The sequence below is a fragment of the Collimonas arenae genome, from assembly GCF_001584165.1.
GTDB classification, from domain to species: Bacteria; Pseudomonadota; Gammaproteobacteria; order Burkholderiales; family Burkholderiaceae_D; genus Collimonas; species Collimonas arenae.
Genome location: NZ_CP013233.1, coordinates 1,538,804 through 1,558,178, shown reverse-complemented (window position 1 = coordinate 1,558,178; position 19,375 = coordinate 1,538,804). Strand labels below are relative to the sequence as shown.

The window sequence follows — 19,375 nt, the reverse complement described above, 5'->3', positions numbered from 1 at the left end:
GGATAAACAACGGCACCCTTTGCTCTTTTGGAGTGACTGCCGTTTGAAAAATCAATGTTTTCTCATATCTCTTTAAAGCAAAAATCGGTTGCCTCTGTGATTCAGAATATAGACATAATTTCCGCATGGCAATATCATTTATCGTGATATTTTTTCATATCGATCTACATGTTTCATTACATAAGCGATTCAGCCTGTTGCGGCGCCTGAATCCTGCTTTACTGGCCGGGATCAATGCCGGCGCCAACAATCGGGCTGTTCTCCGGCTTGATGTCGCGTGCCGCAACAATCCAGCTCAGACTGAATAAGGTTCGCGGCAAAGTCGCCCACAGCGTGGCGCCGACAATCAGCGCGCCACCAATCCAGGACATGGTGCTGAGCTTCTCGCCCAGCCACAGCGCAGCAAACAGCGCACCGAATACCGGTTCGCTTCCCATCAGCAGAGAAACCCGTGTGGGGTTGGTCCGCCGGACGCCATAGTTCTGCGCAAAAAAAGCGAAGATCGTGCAAAACAGCACCAGATAAATCGTCCCGAACCAAAAATCGGAATCCGTCGGAAGCGGCGGCAAACCGCCTTGCGCGAATACGCCGGCGACGATCAGGCTGCCGATTCCTACCACCCCCGACTGCACTGCTGTCAGCGTCAGCGTCGCCATGTTCTTGTCGAGCGTCAGGCGCTTTGTCATGCACACCATCAAGGCCCGCAGTAACGCCGCTGCCACCATCAGGCCGTCGCCGAGGTTGAAAGTCAGGTTACTGCCGGAAGTCAGCAGCCAGGTACCGAACAGCGAGACGAAAGCAACCAGAAAGGCGCTGCCGCCCGGACGCTGCCGCATCACGAGCCACTCAACAAACGGCGTAAACACCACGCACAAGCTGATCAGGAAAGCGGCGTTGGATGCCCGCGTCAACGCCACGCCAAAGGTTTCGCAAATCAATATGGCAAGCAAGATCAATCCCAGCGGCAGTCCGGCGCGCAGCGCGGCGCGCCCTTCCGGCCTTGCCAGCTGGTGCAAGGTGGGAAGCAGCAGCAAGAAAGTCATGCAGAAACGAATCGCCAGGAAACCCATCACCGGGTAATACGCCAACGCTTCCTTGGCGACGCCATAGCTGGTTCCCCAGACGATGGCTACCAGCAACAGCAGCAGGTCGGCGACCCACAGGCTTTTTACAGATGAGTTGGTGAATGATTTCGTCACTTCGCTTCACTCCTGATAGCGCTCACAGCACTATCATTTGGTATAAAAAAGGTTCCGCCCACGGGGATTACAGAACGGAACAAACGGCGGGAGCACCGAGGATATGGGGTCAGGAATGAATCTCGATCAGGTTCGCGTATAGGCAATCACCAGCACGTCACGGAAGGCTTCGCGCTTCGGCTCCAGCGGCAGTACCTTGGTGACGCCGTGCATGGTCCTGGCGTCGTCGGCCAGCATCAGGTCCATCGGGTCCGTCAAGGTGTAACGGCACATCAGCTTGCCGGCGACATCGGTGATATAGGTTTCCCCGCCAAGCACGTTATGCCGACGCACCATCATGGTGACGATGTAGTCGACACCATCCCGGTGTAGGCCTTCAGGCGTCGGATTACCGGGGGTGTGGGCACTGGCGCGGATCCGGTACGGATGCAGACGGATATTCCATCTTCCGCCCCGCCCCTGCACCTGGTCGAACACCTGGGCCAGCGACAGCAGAAGGCCGGACAAAAACGGGCTTTCGACAAAATGCCGTTCCAGCGGCTCGAAGTGGCGCGCCACATCGCCGTTCAGTTTATTGATATAACCGGGTTGCTGATAAGGGCCATGCGGTAACTGGTGCAGCACGCCTTCGGCATGGTCCAGCTCGAATGCGCCGTAGCGGCGGAAACGATAGCTGCCGTTGTCGCCCATGTAGCGATCTTGAGGCAGATTATTCCAGCATGCGGCAAATTCGTCCCAGGTTGCGGGGTCGACATCGCAAGCGGCCTGCAACGCCCTGCCGGACAGCACACTGAACAAGCGTGCCTCAACCTCGCTGCTCAGATGATCAATGATGGGCGGCGCCAGCTTGATCGGCGCCAAGGCATCGATTTCCATTTAATTTTCCTCGGCCAGCATCTTTTTCACATCGATCAGCGGATTCGACGTGAACGACAATTGACGACTGGAACGCTGCGCCGCTATGTCTTTTTCCCAGCTGTCGCGATCGGTCAGGTACAGCGGCGCCGCAGCCTTGATTGCGCAGACGTCGGCGGCGCCGGCGCGCAGGCGATAATTGACGGTGCCGGTTACGTATTGTGCGGTTTCGACGATGAAGCGATCGGTCGCCACGCGCAGCGGCGTAAACCAGCGCCCCTCAATCGCTTCGCGCACCCAAAGCTGCTCCATCCGCAATTTTTCGCGCAGCAGTTCCGCGTCCAGCACTGCGGTTTCCAGATGGCGATAGGCTTCCAGCAGGGCCATGGCGGCCGGCGCTTCGCGCACTTCCAATACTTTCTCGCCCTGCTCCAGATGTTCCAGACCACAATAACGGCCGATGCCGAAGGCGCCGACGCGCCGGTTCAAGCGGGCAATCAGTTCGACCAGCGGCAGTGCTTCGCCGTCAATCGCCACTGGACGGCCACCATCGAAAGACACCGACAGGTCGACACTAGCCAGACCCGGATCGGGTGCCGATGTCCAGTCGAACAACGATTCCGGTACCCAGAACGATTCCGGATTGTCGAGCGAGCCCGACTCGAACTCGCGGCACCACAGGTTGGCGTCGCCACTGATACCGCGCGCCTGGAAATGCGGCAAACCGGCCGCACGCAATGCTTCAATTTTTTCTTCGCGCGAAATCGCCGTGTATTCATACGGTGTCCCGTAATAGCCGACATAACCAAGTTGCGCAATCGCGCCGTTCAGGCGACGCAGGCTGTTCTGCGATTGATTGGCGGTGTGGACGATGGCATTACAGTCCAGGCGCTTCGCCGTCTCGACTGCGAAGCGGGCAATGATTGGCCGCGACAGCGACGAACTGATCGGATAGATCCCCATGTAGCGGGCATTGGCGCGGATCGCCGGTAATACGGCGTCTTCGGCAAATGCCTGCTGACCGTCAATCACCAACAGTTCTGCGCCGAAGTGCGCAGTGATCTGCTGCAGGTCGGCGACATTGACTCCCTCGCCCAAATCGACAGTCAGTGCAGTCACCCGGCAACCGCTGTCGACTAGGCTTTTCAATGCATAGGTACTATCCAATCCCCCGCTGAACAAAGTCAGGACGTGCTCACTGCGACTGGCGACACTTTTCAGATCGTCAATGCTGCGTATTCTTTTTAGCGGCTGAATCATGGGCGCTCCGGGCATGCAAATACGAGATAGTATTCATTAATCGAAAAATATTTCTTCGTGTAACTTATTATGTTTTATTCTGCCGATTACGATAATCTATCGATTCAGAACAACACTTGTGCTCAGTGGGAATAAATGGCTAATCGATACATCAAGCTGATGCCGGATATGGCGATTTTTGTACGAGTAGTGGAAACCGGGAGTTTTTCGGCTGCCGCGCTTGAACTGGGCATGACGCCCTCGGCGGTCAGCCGCCAGGTATCCCGGCTGGAGCAGGCGCTCTCGGTAAGGCTGCTTGAGCGTACCACCCGCAAGCTACGCCTGAGCGAATCCGGCAGTGAGGCTTACCAGCGCTGCCTGGAAATGGTGGGCGCCGCCAGGGCGGCGATGGAAGTGGCGGACAAGTTCGTGGCGATCCCGCAAGGCTTGCTGCGGGTTGGCATGCCGAAGGCGTTCGGTAAATCGGTGGTGACGCCGCTGATCCCCGGCTTTCTGGCGAAATATCCGGAAGTCGATGTGCAATTGATATTGACCGACCGCCATGTCGACCTGATCAACGACGATGCCGACCTGGTGATCCGCATCACCGGCCAGCCGGCCGACGGCCTGGTGGCCCGGCCATTGATGTCAATCGATCAAGTTCTGTGCGCCACCCCCAGCTATCTGGCGCAGCATGGCACACCGAAAGAACCACAAGACCTGTGCGGACACAGTTGCCTGTACCTGGGCGAAACGCCGGGCGATTCCGACTGGCGCTTCCTGCGCCAAGGCGAATCAACCATCATCAAGGTGCGCGGACGCTACGTCGTCAATCACAGCGAGGCGCGGCTGGAAGGTGTGTTGCAAAACCTGGGAATTGGCTGCCTGCCCTATTTCATCGCCCGCGCTCCGCTGGAACAAGGTTTGGTGCGGGCCGTGCTGACCGAATGGGAATTTGTTGCGGCCTATCAGGGGACTGCCTTTATACAATATCTGCCAACACGTTATTTGGCACCCAAGATGCGGGTCTTCATCGATTACCTGGCAGCGCATATGGAGGCCGACCTGAAGCCGTTGGACCGGCGGCGTCTGGCGGCTGCGAAATAATCGTTGTAGATACGGCGGCGGCCGACCGTCAGTTGTCGTGATGTGGGTATACCCAGCGCCGTAAACTCAGGTAGTTGAATACCATCGCCGTTCCCGAACCGGCCATCAAAGCGACGACCGGATAGGCATGCAATACGGGAAAACAAGCGATCAAGGCAGAAAATATCCCCAGGTTTAACAAGGCGCCGGCGGTCTGCACGGCGAGATAGCCTGCGTATTCCCGCTTGGCACGCACCGGAGCGCGTGTTGTTGCTGTCGTGACGAACACGAAGCTGCGGTTCAACAGCCAGGTGACGAACACCGCGACCAGGAAAGATAGTATCCGCGACAGGTAAAGCGGCAAACCGGCGTACTTGTAGAACACCATCATCAGGCAGGCATCGACCACGAAGCCAATGCCGCCTACCACCACGAAGCCGAACGCACTGGCCGGCAGCCAGCGGATGTTTTTCAGAAAGCCAGGAGTCATCGGCGTTCCGAACGGGCCAGCCAGCGCAACTCAAACTCCATGCGCTGCTGGTGCGCGACCGAATCGAGGACCAAGCCGATACCCAAAGCCATCACCGCCGCCACACACATGCCGGTGGCCAGGATCGCCAGCGGCACATGATAAATGAATCGATACTGGATCCAGTCATCGAATACCGGCGCCCCAGCCAACAAACCCAGCAACAGCAACACCAGGCTCAACACGCTGAAAAAAGCCAGCGGCCGGTAATAGCGGAAAATCTGGGCAATCGCAAACAGCACCCGGGTGCCGTCGGAAAAGGTGTTGAGCTTGGAAACGCTGCCGCTCGGGCGATCCTTGTAGGCAACCGGAATTTCGACAATACGCATGCGCTTGTGCAGTGCATGCAGCGTCATGTCGGTTTCGATCTGGAATCCTTCGGCCAGCACCGGATAGGTCTTGACGAAATCGCGGCTGAAAACCCGATAGCCGCTCATGATATCGACCAGCTTGGCGCGGAACAGCTTATTCACCATCCATTGCACCAGGCCGTTGCCGAAACCGTGAAACGAGCGTTGATTCTCGCGCGCGTAGTCGCCGCCGGACTGGCGATCGCCGACCACCATGTCGGCGTGGCCCTGCAGCACCGGCTCCATCAGTTCACGCGCCTGGTCTGCCGGATAAGTCAGATCGGCATCGGCCAGCACATAAATATCCGCATTGATGTCGATAAATGCACGCCTGAGCGCGCTGCCCTTGCCCTGCCGGTTTTCATCGATAATCCCGCCTTGGCAGGCCAGTTCCTGCAGGACCTGGCTCGCAATGGCGCCGGTGCGATCGCGGGAATTGTTGTTGATGACGTAGATGGCGGCTTCCGGCAATGCCTCACGGAAGGCTCGGATCGTGCCCTCAATCGTCAATTCTTCGTTATAAGCCGGCAGGATAACTGCGACATTTTTCTCTACCGCTTCATTTTTCAGCATGTTTCATAGTCCCGTTTTTATCTCTAAGCTCAGTGGCTTTTTTCTCAGCTTATGTAAGCTAATTTCGCAAATTAATCATGGAACAACCGCGGGCGACCTAGATGAAATGCATAGCTGCTGATCTTGATCGATACTCCGCCGGCACCTTCCGCCACACCCGCCCCGGGCGCAAACACAAGCTGGTCCGTGTTGATGGGACGATTAAATAAAAGGCGAACTCCCCATGGCGCTGGCAAAAGCCGAAAATCTCGTACCTTCTGCAGTTCCTTCCCTTCATACCAAACCCGATGCTCGCCGAAGTAGACCTCGGCAAATCCACCGGAAAGCCCGGAAAAATCAATGAAGTCAATTCGGCTTGGCGCAAATCGAAGTTGAAACCCAACATCAGGAATGCCGGGACTTGCACTTGCCAACTGAATGTCGCCAGGCGCCGAATGTACCTCATAGCGCGGCATCAGCAGCAAAACCGTGCCTGCGGCCACGACCCCGGATTTTAACATCCACTTTTTGGCGTTGGCCGCCCACGAACCCGAGAACACCCAACTCACCACCAGCCAGGCCAACAGGGCCAGGTACGGAAATGCCCATTTGAAATAATGCACATTGTGGTAACGCCAAAGCCCATTCGGCAGGAGGTCTCCATAAGGAGCATAGAGACAAAACTGAAAAACAATCGCCAACACGATGGTTCGCAGCAGCCAATCGCCACGGAAAAACACCAGCACATTCCCAGGATTGAAAATATCAACCAGGGATAATGCGAAATCAAGCCGCTTCTTTGTTCAAGAAAAACAGTGCCGCCATCAAACACCAGCGAAAATATTTTACGGAACAACTGCGACGGGAAATATCCGCTCGCGGATGCGGTAGCCTGGAAATATCCACCCAGGAAGGCGCCGTACACGATCTGATTGAAAATCAAATACAGCAGGATGCCAATCAAAAAACCAAACCCAAGACCTACTGCCATGAACGCGATGCGGCGAAGGCGTTGCTTCAATGGCGCGCCACTGGCGCCCCGATAACCAACGTAAAGGTAGGCTGGGAAAAAGACGGCAACCAAGGCCGAATCAATCGGCCGCGCCAGGGCCAGCAAGCTAACGACTGCCGCGTAAACGAAAGCCATCCATGCCCGCTGTCCATCATGCTTGTTATCGGCTTCGCCGGCATCCGACAGTTTCATCAACCCGTACAAGGCAAATGCATAAACTGCAGCGGTAACAGCCGTGGTCCAAGGGACCACAAAATTTGCAAGTATTTCGCGGTTGCAGAACAGGGAAAGCGTCAGCAAGGCGAAGGACGCAACGCGCGGAACATAACGGTCCGCGATGCGCGCGTACACAAAAACAAACCACAGGAGTGCCGCGCCGTTGACGAAAAAATAGGGATGGTTGGGCCACCATTTATAGAAGATCGCTCCAAGCAACGGATAGAGCGGAGGATAACGATGATTTGCAGGATCAAAATTCAGGGAAAAGAATGCTTTGGTCGCTTTAAGATATTCACCTTGATCGAACCATCCCCACCACCCTTCCGGGTAAGTCAGATTGTTGCCCGGCAGCGCGGGGTGCTGCAAATAAGCGCCCAAATAAAAGACCAATGCAGTGGCGATGAAGACCCAGATCGGTAATTTTCTTGCCACCAGATACTCCCAACTTTCAAATCATTGATTCTTCATCAGACCTCGCGGATCTTATTTGAAAAACATTGAATAACCCATTTTGCGATGCATCCGTTGATTTAATCAGCCAATCGACGGGCCAACTTCGGGAGTTTTATCGATCAGGTACATCCGGTCAAGCAGTATCCGACCAATCAAGCCGGTTTCGTTATCACCTTATCTTCTACGCGCCTGCCGCGGATCGAACACGGCCTCAATCCTCTCCTCGCCGCCCAAGAAAAGGTCGCAGCAGCACGGCCACCGCAATCACCAGCGACAGCAGGGACAAAAGCAAGCCGTAACGGAAAGTCGATGATGAAAAATACAGTTCAACCTTGTGCTTGCCAACCGGGATCGCCACTGCCTTGCCCAGCAGCTGGGCGCTGAATACCGGCACTGCCCGGCCATCCACAGTGGCGCGCCAGCCGGGATAATTGGCGTCCGCCAGGAACAGCCATCCAGGCCGGCTGGCATCGACATCGAATGCGTAGAAAGTCGGCTGCCGGGTCAGGATGGCAAAACTGATGGCGCGAGGATCGTTATCGGTGTCGGATATGGGCGGCAGTGGCTGCCCCTTTATTGCTTCGACGATCAGCTCAGTTGGGCGCGGGGTTGCCAGCATCTGCAATGCCTCTTCGTCGGATTGCACTGTGCGGAAACGAGTGAAGGTCTGGAACAGCGGCTGCGCGGCCGTGTTTTCCATGATCCACGTGCCTAGACGCTCATCATGAACCGCTACCCGCAGATCGGGCGCAGTCAGCTGGCGGTCAGCGGAAATGAAGCGGATGCCAAGCACATCGATTGCCCGCTGGCCTGGCGCGGTGCGGTTGCGTCCGTCCATCTCATCGACAAACAAGGGATTCAACATTGTCCGCGCGCGCAGTGGCAAGGCTAGCGCACCGTCTTCCGATGGGATATCCCACAGCAGGTTGCTGAGCGCCGGGATCGAGGAAAACGCGGTTTGCATGGCGGTATCCAGACCATCTGTCTTGGAGTTGCGCATAGCATAGGACACCGCGATACTGCCATTCAGGAATTTGGCATCCTGCACCGGGTAATGTTGCGACAAGGTCTGCAAAGTGGCAGGACGCTGCAACAGCGCCACATCACCGAAATGGAAGACATGTAGCCGCAGCGTCATGCATTCAAGCGCTAGCAGCGTAAACATCAGGAAAGGGATATGCGCCGACTTGTCGCGAGCAGCCAATACCGTGCAGGCAATCAACGCCGCGGCGACGATGGCAAAATGCTGCCACGGCGCCATCGGCACATAACTGATCGCCACCAGAAAGGTCCAGGCGGCGGCAAAAAGAACCGCGCAGATCCACATCCGTTTGTTGCGCAGCCAGCCCGATCCAGCTTGCCGCAGAGAGTCGCTGAAACCATCGATGGCGCCAGCCGCCAACACGGCGATCCCGATGATGGCGATCTCCAGATAAGCTTGGGTGGTCCTAAAGAAATGCAGACCCGGTACAAGATGCCAGTCATACAGGAGACGGAACAACGGCGATGCATTGCCGATACCCAGTTGAATCAAAATCAACACGGCAATCAGATGGCCTTTGGCGCGCCATGACGAGCGGAATACGGGAAACAGCGAGGCGCAGATGCAGACCAGCAGACTGCCGACCACGGGGAACTGATCCACCTGGTCTTGAGCAAATGCCAGCTGGTCGCGGGTGTATAGCAAGCCGCGCAGGATCGACATCGGCGAAAAATAAAAAGGGATGCCGACACCGCCGCTGCGATGCGATAGCGACGCCAGCTCAAGCAGCGGCAGCAACTGGACCGCAGAGAGTGCAAGGAACAGCAATCCCGCGATGAGCGCAGTCATTATCAGTTGACGTCGCTGGACTTGCCAGAGCGTCCTGCCATCCGCCGAAAATGGCATGGTGCACAGGGAAAGCACCATGTAGAGCACGGTTGCATGTACCAGTTGCGGATAGCCGGCAAGGATCATCATGGTCGCCGCTACCGCCAACAAAACCGCTTGCCTGGCCGTCGGCCTCTTGAGCCAGGCTTCCATCGCACACAACGCCCATGGCGCCCATGCCAACGTGCCGGATATCGTCAGGTTCTGTTGTTCCTGGATCCAGAGCGCGGAAAAAGCCACCGCCAGCGCGGCAAAACCGGCCGACCAGACGCTGTTTCCCAGCAGACGGCACAGCGCAAAAACGCCCGTCCCCGCAATCAGCATGCACAACAGATGAAAGATATTGCTACCCACTATCGGCGGCAGCAGCCAGGCCAGCAGGATATTGAACGGGCTGGCAAAGCCGCCCTGACCTTCAGCAAACAGCGGATGACCGCCAAATACTTTGTCGCTCCATAGAGGTGTAGCGCCGCCATGCAGGAATCTGACATGGAAATCGAACAGCGGCAAACCGTGGATGACGGAATCGCCGTGCACCAGCGTTTTGCCATCCATCAGGGTCGGCCACCAGAAAACCACGGCGAACAAGAGCAGTACGAAAAATACGATCAGGGATTTTTTATTATTTATCATGTTACAAAAAACACATCTCCACCCTTGGACAAACCCTCTCTTTTACAGGGAATTTCATATCGCCGGCCACAGCGTCAAGCCGTCCAGCATCGACAAAGATCGACCACCAATTCTATCCCAGCTACAACTTATCAAGCATACAAAAACAATGCTTAGTGCCCATCCACTAGGACAATGTCGGCAATCGACTAAGCCTCTTTGAAAGTGAAATGGCTTTTTTATGCGGCGTTTACAACCGCGCCATCCCTTTTTAGAGAATCTTTACGTGCTGCCTGCTAATCTGTACTTACCAAAACGACCAGTAGATATCCTCTATGAATCAGGTAATTTCAGCAGCATCAACATGGCGCCATTCTTTCCTTCCAGATGAAGAAACAATGGAAATGCAAGCATCTGCATCGCACTTCCAGCTCGACTCCAATCGCGGCAAATCTCTTCCAACTCAAAAAGATTTCATGATGCGCATCACAGTTGATGCAGCATCGGTTTCAGAATTGCGGCGCGTCATCGTCAGCACTTGCGGCGACCTGCTGATCTATATGCGCGTCAAACCAGTCGACCACGCAACCAAAATGAAATTCTGGCTGTGTCTGAGCAAGACATCCATCGATTCCGTCATCGGCAATATCCTGCGTACACTGCCGCAAGCCGAATTCGGACGCATCACTCCGCTGCTGCCAACTTGAGCGCAACCGGTCGCCTCAAACAACATCAATCCACATTGCAAGCTAAAACCATGACCACCTTTGAAGGTATTTGGGTTCCCCTCGTCACGCCTTTCCGCCAAGGCAAACTCGATCTTTACAGCGCCCAGCAACTTGCATTGCGCCTGTCCGGCGCTGGCACCCACGGCCTGGTCGTATGCGGCACCACCGGCGAGGCCGCTACGCTGAACGAACATGAGCAGGACAAGATGCTATGCGCCGTCATGGAAGCCGTACAGGACCGTTGCCCGGTGGTGATGGGCATCAGTGGCAGCGATACGCGCGCGGTCACCGAAAAGGTGACGCGCCTGAATGCTCTTCGTCCGGACGGATTCCTGATCTCCGCACCATCTTATGTGCGGCCTTCGCAGGAAGGCATACGCCTGCATTTTGAAGCAATTGCCGCCGCTGCGGAAAGCCCGCTCATCCTGTATAACATCCTATCCAGGACTGGCGTCAATATTGATGTCAGTACCGTGATCGCGCTGCAGCGTTGCACCAACATCGTCGCCATCAAGGAATGCGGCGGCAATCTCGCGCAGACTGCGGAACTGATCAATCGCACCGGACTGCACGTCTTGTGCGGCGACGATGCCATGCTGTTCAGCACCCTTTGTCTTGGCGGTCACGGAGCGATTTCCGCTGCTGCCCACATTCGCCCTGATCTGTTTGTTCACTTGCACGGATTGGTCCGCGACGGACAAGTCGCGCCTGCACGTGCGTTGTTCAACCAAATGCTGCCGTTGATCCAGGTACTGTTTTCAGAACCGAATCCGGCGCCGTTGAAGGCCGCGCTGGCCATGCAGGGCTTGTTGCAGGATGAATTACGACTGCCGATGACACCGATGTCGGCAACCGGCTTGGTCAAACTGGGCAAGGCGCTGGAAAAAATGATGGCGATTCCAGCTGCGGAAAAAAACGGCAAACCTGAACCGCATAAAGCCAGCGAATCCAGGCGCCTGGGGCTAGTGAGATGAACGCATCATGATTCTGACCATCTCATCCCGCACATCTACCGTTGGCCCATCCGACCCACTCAATTCCTTGGCGGCATCGATTGCCCGGCGTCGGGCGCGGGCCGGGCGCGACGTTCTGTTTATCTACAAGAAAACGGCTGCGCCACAGAACGGCCAGCAGCCAGACATTGCCGCAGCCGATGGCTGGGTGGCGACGGCAATCAAAACCGCGGCTGAATTGCGCGAAGTCGGCGCCGCCGATATTGCAGCGGAACTGGCGTCGGCCAGCATGCAGTATCACGACGTGATCGTCGACATGCCGAAACTGGAGGACGCCAGTTCACTCTATGTACTGGCGACGGCGCAACTGGCCATATTCTCTATCCAGGCCAGCCAATGGCACACGGATCGGCATCTGCTCTCCACCGTCCATGCCGCCAGAACCTGGAACCCGGATTTACCGGTGCTGCTACTGGTCGACGATATGCAAAGCGCGGCCGGACAGGCATTGGTCTCTACACTATCGGAGCGAATAGAAAATATCCGTTTCCTTCAAATGTCCGCAAGCAGGACCGACAATACATCTGTCGGCAGCCTGTATCACGCCATCTACGCCGGCTGCGCCGCCGTTTGCGCCTGACCCTCAAAGCCTCGTGGCTACGCCGCGGTCCGGCCGGCAAAAAGATGGTAATTAATCAATACTTGCAAAAAACGTCCGGTGCGTGTCAAATCGGCGTATGAAAATTTCAACCTCCCTCCCTATCTGGTCCGTTGCAGCCCCGCTTGCCGGCTGGCTGTTTCTCGGCGGCGCCACTTTTAACTTCGGCGGCGCCTACACAATACTTCTGGTGATCGGCCTGCTCGGCAGCGTGCTGGCCGCTGTGTACCACGCTGAAGTGGTCGCTCATCGGGTCGGCGAGCCCTATGGCACTCTGGTGCTGGCGCTGGCGGTTACGTTGATCGAAGTGGCGCTGATCGTGTCGCTGATGCTCGCCGGCGGCAAGGAAACCACAGGGCTGGCGCGCGATACCGTATTTGCAGCCATCATGATCATCCTCAACGGTATCGTCGGCATTTGTCTCCTGGTTGGCGCCAGCCACCATAAGGAACAAAGTTTCGGCTTGCTTGGGGTCAGCGCCTCGCTCGCCACATTAGCGGCCATTGCTGTACTGACGCTGGTGCTGCCGAACTACACCTCAAGCGCGGTAGGTCCCTTCTACACGCCGAGCCAACTAGGGTTTATTGCGATCATCTCCCTGATTCTCTATGGCACCTTCGTGCTGGTGCAAACGGTGCGACATCGAGATTATTTTCTGCCGGAAGAAGCCATCAATAATGAAGACGTGCATGCAGATCCGCCATCGGTGAAAGTGGCTGCAATTAGTGGTGTGCTGCTGCTGATTTGCCTGGGCGCTGTGGTCCTGCTGGCGAAATCGCTGGCGCCGACGCTGGAAACTGCCGTCGCCAGCGTCGGAGCGCCGAAAACGCTGGTCGGCATTATCATCGCCGCCGTGGTGCTACTGCCTGAAGGGCTGGCCGCAGTGCGGGCGGCGCGCGCCAACCGTTTGCAGACCAGCCTCAACCTGGCGCTCGGATCGGCGCTGGCCAGCATCGGCCTGACCATCCCGGCAGTGGCCATCGTCTCGCTCGCTACAGGCTGGACCCTGACTCTTGGCCTGGATATCAAATCTACTGTGCTGCTGTTGCTGTCTTTCATCGTCGCCACGTTCTCCCTCGGCACCGGCCGCACCACTGTCATGCAAGGCACAGTGCATTTGGTGATTTTTGCTGTCTATCTGTTTACCACCATCGTCCCCTAAGCGATCGCACCACATTACTGCGGCAGGAACTGGATCAACTGCCTGGTCCCGCCGCAGCAACCCGCTTTACCCATCCGACCTCGCCATTCATGTCCTGAAACAGGTCACGCCTGCCAGACTGCGGGCTAGCGCGCCCCCTTTTTGCACCGTTCAGGTTTCCTGACGCCCCAACGGGGTGCCGTGCCATCTTTCGGCACCACGTCGGTGCATCAATACAGCAGCAACAAGCCATCTCACCAATTGTGGGCGCGCACAACCTGCGTTGCGCCAACATTGCCCAAAATTCAAGCTCCAGCTCTGAAAACGTGGCGTCTCGCCTTGCCATCTGATTGGCATGCATTCTGCTATAGGAATTGGGTAGTCAACGCATTCCCGTTCTTGCCTGCTGTTGGGCGCGCTGCTTTCTTGGTCCGTTTTTAGTTCTATTTCTAGAGTTCATTTACAGGGAGAGAAAATCATGTCACGTCGCACCGTTCTCAAAGCCACCGCACTCGGCGCTTTCGCACTTGCCGCAAGCTCATGGCTGCCTTCTGCTTTTGCTGCGGACACCATCAAGGTAGGTATCCTGCACTCCTTGTCCGGTACCATGGCGATTTCCGAAACCTCACTCAAGGATGTTGCCTTGATGGCGATTGATGAGATCAATGCCAATGGCGGCGTGATGGGCAAGAAATTGGAGCCTGTCGTGGTCGATCCGGCCTCCAACTGGCCGCTGTTTGCCGAAAAAGCGCGACAGCTGATTTCCCAGGACAAGGTATCGGTAGTGTTCGGCTGCTGGACCTCGGTATCGCGCAAATCGGTGTTGCCAGTGTTCAAGGAACTCAACAGCTTATTGTTCTATCCGGTCCAATACGAAGGTGAAGAGCTGGAGAAAAACGTGTTCTATACCGGCGCTGCGCCGAACCAGCAAGCAATCCCTGCCACCGAATACCTGATGTCGAAAGAAGGCGGCGGCGCCAAGCGTTTCGTACTGCTCGGCACGGACTATGTCTACCCGCGCACCACCAACAAGATCCTGCGCGCGTTCCTGCACAGCAAGGGCGTCAAGGATAGCGACATCGACGAAGTCTACACACCGTTCGGCCATTCCGATTACCAGACCATCGTCGCCAACATCAAAAAATTCTCCGCCGGCGGCAAGACGGCTGTGATCTCCACCATCAACGGCGACTCCAACGTCCCGTTCTACAAGGAACTCGGCAATGCCGGCCTGAAAGCGACCGACGTTCCGGTCGTCGCATTTTCGGTAGGTGAAGAAGAACTGCGCGGCGTCGACACCAAGCCGCTGGTTGGCCACCTGGCAGCGTGGAATTACTTCGAATCGGTAAAGAATCCGGTTAACGCCGCGTTCATCAAGAAATGGAAAGCCTACGCGCTCGCCAAGAACCTGCCGAACGCCAGCACGGTAGTCACCAACGACCCAATGGAAGCGACCTACGTCGGCATCTACATGTGGAAACAGGCAGTAGAAAAAGCCAAGTCCACCGACACCGACAAAGTCATCGCCGCCATGGCCGGCCAGAAATTCAACGCCCCGTCCGGCTATGTACTGGAAATGGACGCCACCAACCATCACCTGCATAAACCCGTGATGATCGGCGAAATCAAAGCCGATGGCCAATTCAACGTAGTCAGCAAAACCAAAACCACTATCCGCGCACAACCTTGGAGTCCTTACATTCCGGGGAATGAAGGCAAGCAAAAACTCTAATAGAGGCACGCAGCGAGGTTTGTTTTTGACGTTGTAGTTGCGGTTGCGGTTGAAGTTGCCGTTGCTTTTGACGTCGCAGTTGCCTTTGACTTTTCGCATGCTGACGTTGCCAAATAAGCCGTGCGACAGTCGGGAATGATGGGACACATGTTTGAGCGAAGCGAGTTTGTATCCCATCCGACTGGCGCGCGGCTCATTTGGGAACCCGCCAACGGCGGGCAACGGCTGTGCGATCGCCTTTCTTTGCTTACTTTCGGGCGCCCGGCTAGGGCGAAGCAAAGAAAGTGAGCGGCTGCCGGGCCGCCCCCGGCAAGCTTCTACGGAGTAGCAACCGTTTTAAGTAACGCCAGACGAAAAAGGCTGATGCACCACCGCACGCACTCCGTAGCCGTTAAAAGGGGTCAGAGTAATTTTCGGTAAGACCCCGCCGAAAAAAAACTCCGCCTCCATTTAACTACGTGTAATTAATTTGACTCTGACCCCATTTAATTCTCTGACCCCGTTTAATTGCTTTTGAGTGTGATTCCGAGACAGTAAAAAAGCACAACCCGCTGGCAAAAACAAACTAATGAAAACCCTAAGAAAAATCATTCTTATCGCAAGTTTGTGCCTGCAACCTCTGCTGGCACAAGCCGCCATCGACCCCGCCCTGCTCAAGCCGCTGGCTGGCGACGATCCTGACGCCCGCATCTCCGCCGTCAACCAGATCGCGGCCCTCGCCAACGACGACGCATTAAAGATTCTCAACGCCCTCAACACCGACGCCCTCTACGCCAAGCCCGACGGTACGATCTTGATCGTTGACGACACCCAAGCCTTCAACCCCGCCACCGACCAAACCCTGCCGACACCCGAAGACGCCGAAGGCATCAGCGTCAACAACCGCCTGCGCGGTGTAGTCGAAGGCGCTCTCTCCGGTCTCAAGCTGTTCTCAAGCAATCGCAAACTGCGCATGGCCGCAGCCATCGACTTGATGAAAAATGCCGATCCTGCTCAAATTCCGCTGATTAGCAAAGCACTCCACAAGGAAAGCGATCCTGAAATTCAAGCCATGCTGCAGCAGGTCATCGCCACCGCCAACCTGCACGCCAGCGATGCCGCCACCCGCAAGGCCGCGGTACAAACACTGGCCGGCAGCACCAATGCCAATATCCGCCCCGCTCTGGAAAACCTGCTCAGCAAAAATCCCGACGGTAGCTATGCCGAACCAGACGAAGCCGTGCGCATCGAGGCAGTACGCACACTCGGCGTACTGGACCGCCACCTGGCCACCGTCGACTTCATGGGCAAAGTGTTCTATGGGATATCGCTCGGCAGCGTGTTGCTACTGGCCGCGCTCGGGCTAGCGATTACCTTCGGCCTGATGGGCATCATCAATATGGCGCACGGCGAGCTGCTGATGATCGGCGCCTACACCACCTACGTGTGCCAATTGGTGTTCCGCCAGTATTTCCCCGGCGCGCTGGACGGCTACCTGCTGGTCGCCCTGCCTGCTGCCTTCATCGTCACCGCCGCGGTAGGCATCGTGCTGGAACGCCTGGTGCTGCGCTGGTTGTATGGCCGGCCGCTCGAAACCCTGCTTTGCACCTGGGGCATCAGCCTGATGCTGATGCAGCTGGTGCGGTCAATTTTCGGCGCGCAAAACGTCGAAGTCGCCAATCCAAGCTGGATGTCCGGCGGCGTTACCGTGCTAGGCTCGCTGGTGCTGTCGTATAACCGCATCGTCATCATCTTCTTCGCGCTGTTCGTGGTGCTGGCGGTATGGCTGATCCTGAATAAGACGCGGCTCGGACTGTTTGTGCGCGCCGTCATGCAGAACCGCCGCATGGCGTCATGTGTCGGCGTTTCCACCGGCAAGATCGACATGATGACTTTCGGTCTCGGTTGCGGCATCGCCGGCCTCGGCGGCGTGGCGCTGTCGCAGCTTGGTAATGTCGGACCGGATCTCGGCCAGGGCTACATCGTCGACTCGTTCATGGTGGTGGTGCTGGGCGGCGTTGGCCAGCTGGCCGGCACCGTGATTGCTGCCTTCGGCCTGGGCGAAGTCAACAAATTCCTGGAGCCGGTGGCAGGTGCGGTACTGGCCAAGATCGCCATCCTGGTGTTCATCATCGTCTTCATTCAAAAACGTCCGCAAGGCCTGTTCGCGCTGAAAGGCAGGAGCGTCGAATGAGCACTGCATCCACACAAATCTCGGCAATGAATACACCATTGTTCTCGCGCCAGGCATGGGCAGGCATCTTGATCGGTAGCCTGATCCTGGCGCTGCTGCCGCTACTTAATCTGTGGTTCCCAGCCGGCCATGTATTGCACATTTCCAGCTACACCGTGGCGCTGATCGGCAAGTTCATGTGCTATGCGATGGCTGCGCTGGCGCTTGACCTGGTGTGGGGCTATACCGGCATCCTGTCGCTTGGCCACGGCGTGTTCTTCGCATTGGGCGGCTACGCCCACGGCATGTACCTGATGCGAGCCATCGGCCGCGACGGCGTGTACCAAAGCAACCTGCCGGACTTCATGGTGTTCCTCGACTGGAAAACCTATCCCTGGTTCTGGTCGATGACCGACAACTTCTGGTATTGCATGGCGCTGGTGGTGTTGGTACCGGGCGTATTGGCCTTCGTGTTCGGCTACTTTGCCTTCCGTTCGCGCATCAAGGGCGTGTATTTTTCCATCATCACGCAGGCCATGACCTTCGCCTTCATGTTGCTGTTCTTCCGCAACAATACCGGCTTCGGCGGCAACAACGGCTTCACCGACTTCAAGCGCATCCTCGGCTATTCGATCACCGCGCCGTCGACCAAGGCCGTGCTCTACCTGATTACGCTGGCATTCCTGCTGGGCGCCCTGCTGCTGTGTCGCTGGATCGTCACCTCCAAGCTGGGCCGGGTGCTGCAAGCGGTACGCGACTCCGAATCGCGGCTGATGTTCATCGGCTACAACCCGCTCTGGTTCAAGCTGTTTGTCTGGACCTTGTCGGCGGTATTGTGCGGGATTGCAGGCGCCTTGTATGTACCGCAAGTCGGCATCATCAATCCGTCGGAAATGTCGCCCGGAAATTCGATCGAGATGGTGATCTGGGCCGCAGTCGGCGGCCGCGGTTCACTGCTTGGCCCGATCATTGGCGCCTTCTCGGTAAATGGATTGAAGAGCTGGTTCACCGGCGCCTTCCCTGATCTGTGGCTGTATGCGCTGGGCCTGATTTTCATCCTGGTGACATTGTTCATGCCGCAAGGCATTCTGGGCTTGGCGGAGAAACTGAAAAATCACTTGAAGAGCAAGCCGGAAGCCAGCAAGGAGGACGCATGAACCAACCGATCAATCCGCGCATCAGTCCAATTTATGATCCAGCGCAGCCGTCGGAAAACGTCGACAACACCCGCCATGCCGATTATGGCACCTCGTATGCGCGGATCAAGCCGGAAGGCGTCGACACCACGCATGGCGCGATCCTCTACCTGGAAAACATCACGGTATCGTTCGATGGCTTCAAGGCGCTCAACAACCTGAACCTCGACATTTCGGTTGGTGAACTGCGCTGTATCATCGGCCCCAACGGCGCTGGCAAGACCACCATGATGGATGTCATTACCGGCAAGACCAGGCCAACCGCCGGCACCGCCTTTTTCGGCCAGAGCATCGATCTCACCAGGCTGACCGAATACGACATCGCCCACGCGGGCATCGGCCGCAAGTTCCAACGCCCGACGGTATTCGAACAGCATACCGTGTTCGAAAATCTTGAGCTGGCGATGAAGATGGACAAGCGTGTCAAGAGCACCTTGTTTTCGCGCCTGACGACAGAGCAGGTCGACAAGATCGACGCCTGCCTGAGATTGATACGCCTGAACGGCAACGAGCGACGCCTGGCCGGCCTGCTCTCGCACGGCCAGAAGCAATGGCTGGAAATCGGCATGTTGCTGATGCAGGAGCCTCAGTTGCTATTGCTGGATGAGCCGGTGGCCGGCATGTCCGACGCGGAAACCGCCCGCACCGCCGAACTGCTCAACGAATTGCGCGGCAAGCATTCGATCATGGTGGTCGAGCACGACATGGGCTTCGTCGCCGAAATCGCCCAGCAAGGCAAGGTAACGGTCCTGCATGAAGGCTCGGTGCTGGCCGCAGGGAAAATGTCGGAAGTCCAGGCCGATGAGCGCGTGATTGAAGTTTATCTTGGGCGCTAACTA

17 protein-coding genes are annotated in these 19,375 nt (G+C 56.7%); 9 read left to right on the top strand and 8 right to left on the bottom strand.

From position 1 onward, the window contains the following. Positions 1 to 218: 218 nt before the first annotated feature. The 3 genes from CAter10_RS07405 to CAter10_RS07395 all read right to left on the bottom strand — a co-directional run bounded on the left by CAter10_RS07405 (position 219) and on the right by CAter10_RS07395 (position 3,314). The gene (locus CAter10_RS07405; protein ID WP_061532911.1) at positions 219 to 1,199 is read right to left on the bottom strand and encodes a DMT family transporter; all 981 of its coding nucleotides are present in this window, start codon (positions 1,197 to 1,199) and stop codon (positions 219 to 221) included. A 126-nt stretch (positions 1,200 to 1,325) separates the two neighbouring features. Continuing rightward, positions 1,326 to 2,075 (bottom strand): 2OG-Fe dioxygenase family protein, encoded by a 750-nt coding sequence (locus CAter10_RS07400; protein ID WP_061532910.1) that lies wholly within the window; start codon positions 2,073 to 2,075, stop codon positions 1,326 to 1,328. Continuing rightward, complete coding sequence (locus CAter10_RS07395; protein ID WP_061532909.1) at positions 2,076 to 3,314, bottom strand: argininosuccinate synthase-related protein; 1,239 nt, start codon at positions 3,312 to 3,314, stop codon at positions 2,076 to 2,078. Positions 3,315 to 3,449: 135 nt separating this feature from the next. Between CAter10_RS07395 and CAter10_RS07390 the strand changes: the two genes are divergently transcribed. Continuing rightward, a complete protein-coding gene (locus tag CAter10_RS07390) occupies positions 3,450 to 4,400 on the top strand; it encodes a LysR family transcriptional regulator (RefSeq protein ID WP_061532908.1) in 951 nt (316 codons plus the stop codon). 28 nt (positions 4,401 to 4,428) lie between these two features. Here the strand turns inward: CAter10_RS07390 and CAter10_RS07385 are convergent, their stop codons facing one another. From CAter10_RS07385 to CAter10_RS07365, 5 genes are all read right to left on the bottom strand, one after another. Beyond that, on the bottom strand, positions 4,429 to 4,869 hold the full coding sequence (locus CAter10_RS07385) for a GtrA family protein (RefSeq protein ID WP_061532907.1): 441 nt from the start codon (positions 4,867 to 4,869) through the stop codon (positions 4,429 to 4,431). Beyond that, the gene (locus CAter10_RS07380; RefSeq protein ID WP_061532906.1) at positions 4,866 to 5,831 is read right to left on the bottom strand and encodes a glycosyltransferase family 2 protein; all 966 of its coding nucleotides are present in this window, start codon (positions 5,829 to 5,831) and stop codon (positions 4,866 to 4,868) included. The genes CAter10_RS07385 and CAter10_RS07380 overlap by 4 nt, the downstream gene beginning before the upstream one ends. A gap of 71 nt (positions 5,832 to 5,902) precedes the next feature. Further along, entirely contained in the window at positions 5,903 to 6,394 is a 492-nt protein-coding gene (locus CAter10_RS07375; RefSeq protein ID WP_061532905.1) for a hypothetical protein, read from the bottom strand. After that, the gene (locus tag CAter10_RS07370; RefSeq protein ID WP_061532904.1) at positions 6,376 to 7,473 is read right to left on the bottom strand and encodes a hypothetical protein; all 1,098 of its coding nucleotides are present in this window, start codon (positions 7,471 to 7,473) and stop codon (positions 6,376 to 6,378) included. The genes CAter10_RS07375 and CAter10_RS07370 overlap by 19 nt, the downstream gene beginning before the upstream one ends. A 232-nt stretch (positions 7,474 to 7,705) precedes the next feature. Then, positions 7,706 to 9,997, bottom strand: coding sequence for a glycosyltransferase family protein (locus CAter10_RS07365; RefSeq protein ID WP_061532903.1), 2,292 nt, complete (start codon positions 9,995 to 9,997; stop codon positions 7,706 to 7,708). 455 nt (positions 9,998 to 10,452) lie between these two features. On the opposite strand from CAter10_RS07365, the gene CAter10_RS07360 reads away from it, so the two are divergent. The 8 genes from CAter10_RS07360 (at position 10,453) to urtD (ending at position 19,372) form a co-directional block, all read left to right on the top strand. After that, positions 10,453 to 10,683 (top strand): hypothetical protein, encoded by a 231-nt coding sequence (locus tag CAter10_RS07360; protein ID WP_231879213.1) that lies wholly within the window; start codon positions 10,453 to 10,455, stop codon positions 10,681 to 10,683. 50 nt (positions 10,684 to 10,733) lie between these two features. Then, complete coding sequence (dapA, locus tag CAter10_RS07355; protein WP_061532902.1) at positions 10,734 to 11,678, top strand: 4-hydroxy-tetrahydrodipicolinate synthase; 945 nt, start codon at positions 10,734 to 10,736, stop codon at positions 11,676 to 11,678. Positions 11,679 to 11,685: 7 nt separating this feature from the next. Further along, positions 11,686 to 12,297, top strand: coding sequence for a hypothetical protein (locus CAter10_RS07350; protein ID WP_061532901.1), 612 nt, complete (start codon positions 11,686 to 11,688; stop codon positions 12,295 to 12,297). A gap of 97 nt (positions 12,298 to 12,394) precedes the next feature. Continuing rightward, complete coding sequence (locus tag CAter10_RS07345; RefSeq protein ID WP_061532900.1) at positions 12,395 to 13,477, top strand: calcium:cation antiporter; 1,083 nt, start codon at positions 12,395 to 12,397, stop codon at positions 13,475 to 13,477. Positions 13,478 to 13,934: 457 nt separating this feature from the next. Further along, complete coding sequence (gene urtA / locus CAter10_RS07340; RefSeq protein WP_061532899.1) at positions 13,935 to 15,188, top strand: urea ABC transporter substrate-binding protein; 1,254 nt, start codon at positions 13,935 to 13,937, stop codon at positions 15,186 to 15,188. Positions 15,189 to 15,756: 568 nt separating this feature from the next. Continuing rightward, positions 15,757 to 17,361 (top strand): urea ABC transporter permease subunit UrtB, encoded by a 1,605-nt coding sequence (urtB, locus tag CAter10_RS07335; protein ID WP_061532898.1) that lies wholly within the window; start codon positions 15,757 to 15,759, stop codon positions 17,359 to 17,361. Beyond that, complete coding sequence (gene urtC / locus CAter10_RS07330) at positions 17,358 to 18,497, top strand: urea ABC transporter permease subunit UrtC (protein WP_061532897.1); 1,140 nt, start codon at positions 17,358 to 17,360, stop codon at positions 18,495 to 18,497. The genes urtB and urtC overlap by 4 nt, the downstream gene beginning before the upstream one ends. Continuing rightward, positions 18,494 to 19,372, top strand: coding sequence for an urea ABC transporter ATP-binding protein UrtD (urtD, locus tag CAter10_RS07325; RefSeq protein WP_061532896.1), 879 nt, complete (start codon positions 18,494 to 18,496; stop codon positions 19,370 to 19,372). Before urtC ends, urtD begins: the two co-directional genes overlap by 4 nt. Positions 19,373 to 19,375: the final 3 nt, after the last annotated feature.

Coding starts and splice junctions, on each gene's coding strand:
- urtC (WP_061532897.1), top strand. CDS start 17,358: ATGAGCACTGCATCCACACAAATCTCGGCAATGAATACACCATTGTTC.
- CAter10_RS07380 (WP_061532906.1), bottom strand. CDS start 5,831: ATGCTGAAAAATGAAGCGGTAGAGAAAAATGTCGCAGTTATCCTGCCG.
- CAter10_RS07350 (WP_061532901.1), top strand. CDS start 11,686: ATGATTCTGACCATCTCATCCCGCACATCTACCGTTGGCCCATCCGAC.
- CAter10_RS07385 (WP_061532907.1), bottom strand. CDS start 4,869: ATGACTCCTGGCTTTCTGAAAAACATCCGCTGGCTGCCGGCCAGTGCG.
- CAter10_RS07345 (WP_061532900.1), top strand. CDS start 12,395: ATGAAAATTTCAACCTCCCTCCCTATCTGGTCCGTTGCAGCCCCGCTT.
- urtD (WP_061532896.1), top strand. CDS start 18,494: ATGAACCAACCGATCAATCCGCGCATCAGTCCAATTTATGATCCAGCG.
- urtA (WP_061532899.1), top strand. CDS start 13,935: ATGTCACGTCGCACCGTTCTCAAAGCCACCGCACTCGGCGCTTTCGCA.
- CAter10_RS07400 (WP_061532910.1), bottom strand. CDS start 2,075: ATGGAAATCGATGCCTTGGCGCCGATCAAGCTGGCGCCGCCCATCATT.
- CAter10_RS07360 (WP_231879213.1), top strand. CDS start 10,453: ATGATGCGCATCACAGTTGATGCAGCATCGGTTTCAGAATTGCGGCGC.
- dapA (WP_061532902.1), top strand. CDS start 10,734: ATGACCACCTTTGAAGGTATTTGGGTTCCCCTCGTCACGCCTTTCCGC.
- CAter10_RS07365 (WP_061532903.1), bottom strand. CDS start 9,997: ATGATAAATAATAAAAAATCCCTGATCGTATTTTTCGTACTGCTCTTG.
- urtB (WP_061532898.1), top strand. CDS start 15,757: ATGAAAACCCTAAGAAAAATCATTCTTATCGCAAGTTTGTGCCTGCAA.
- CAter10_RS07395 (WP_061532909.1), bottom strand. CDS start 3,314: ATGATTCAGCCGCTAAAAAGAATACGCAGCATTGACGATCTGAAAAGT.
- CAter10_RS07390 (WP_061532908.1), top strand. CDS start 3,450: ATGGCTAATCGATACATCAAGCTGATGCCGGATATGGCGATTTTTGTA.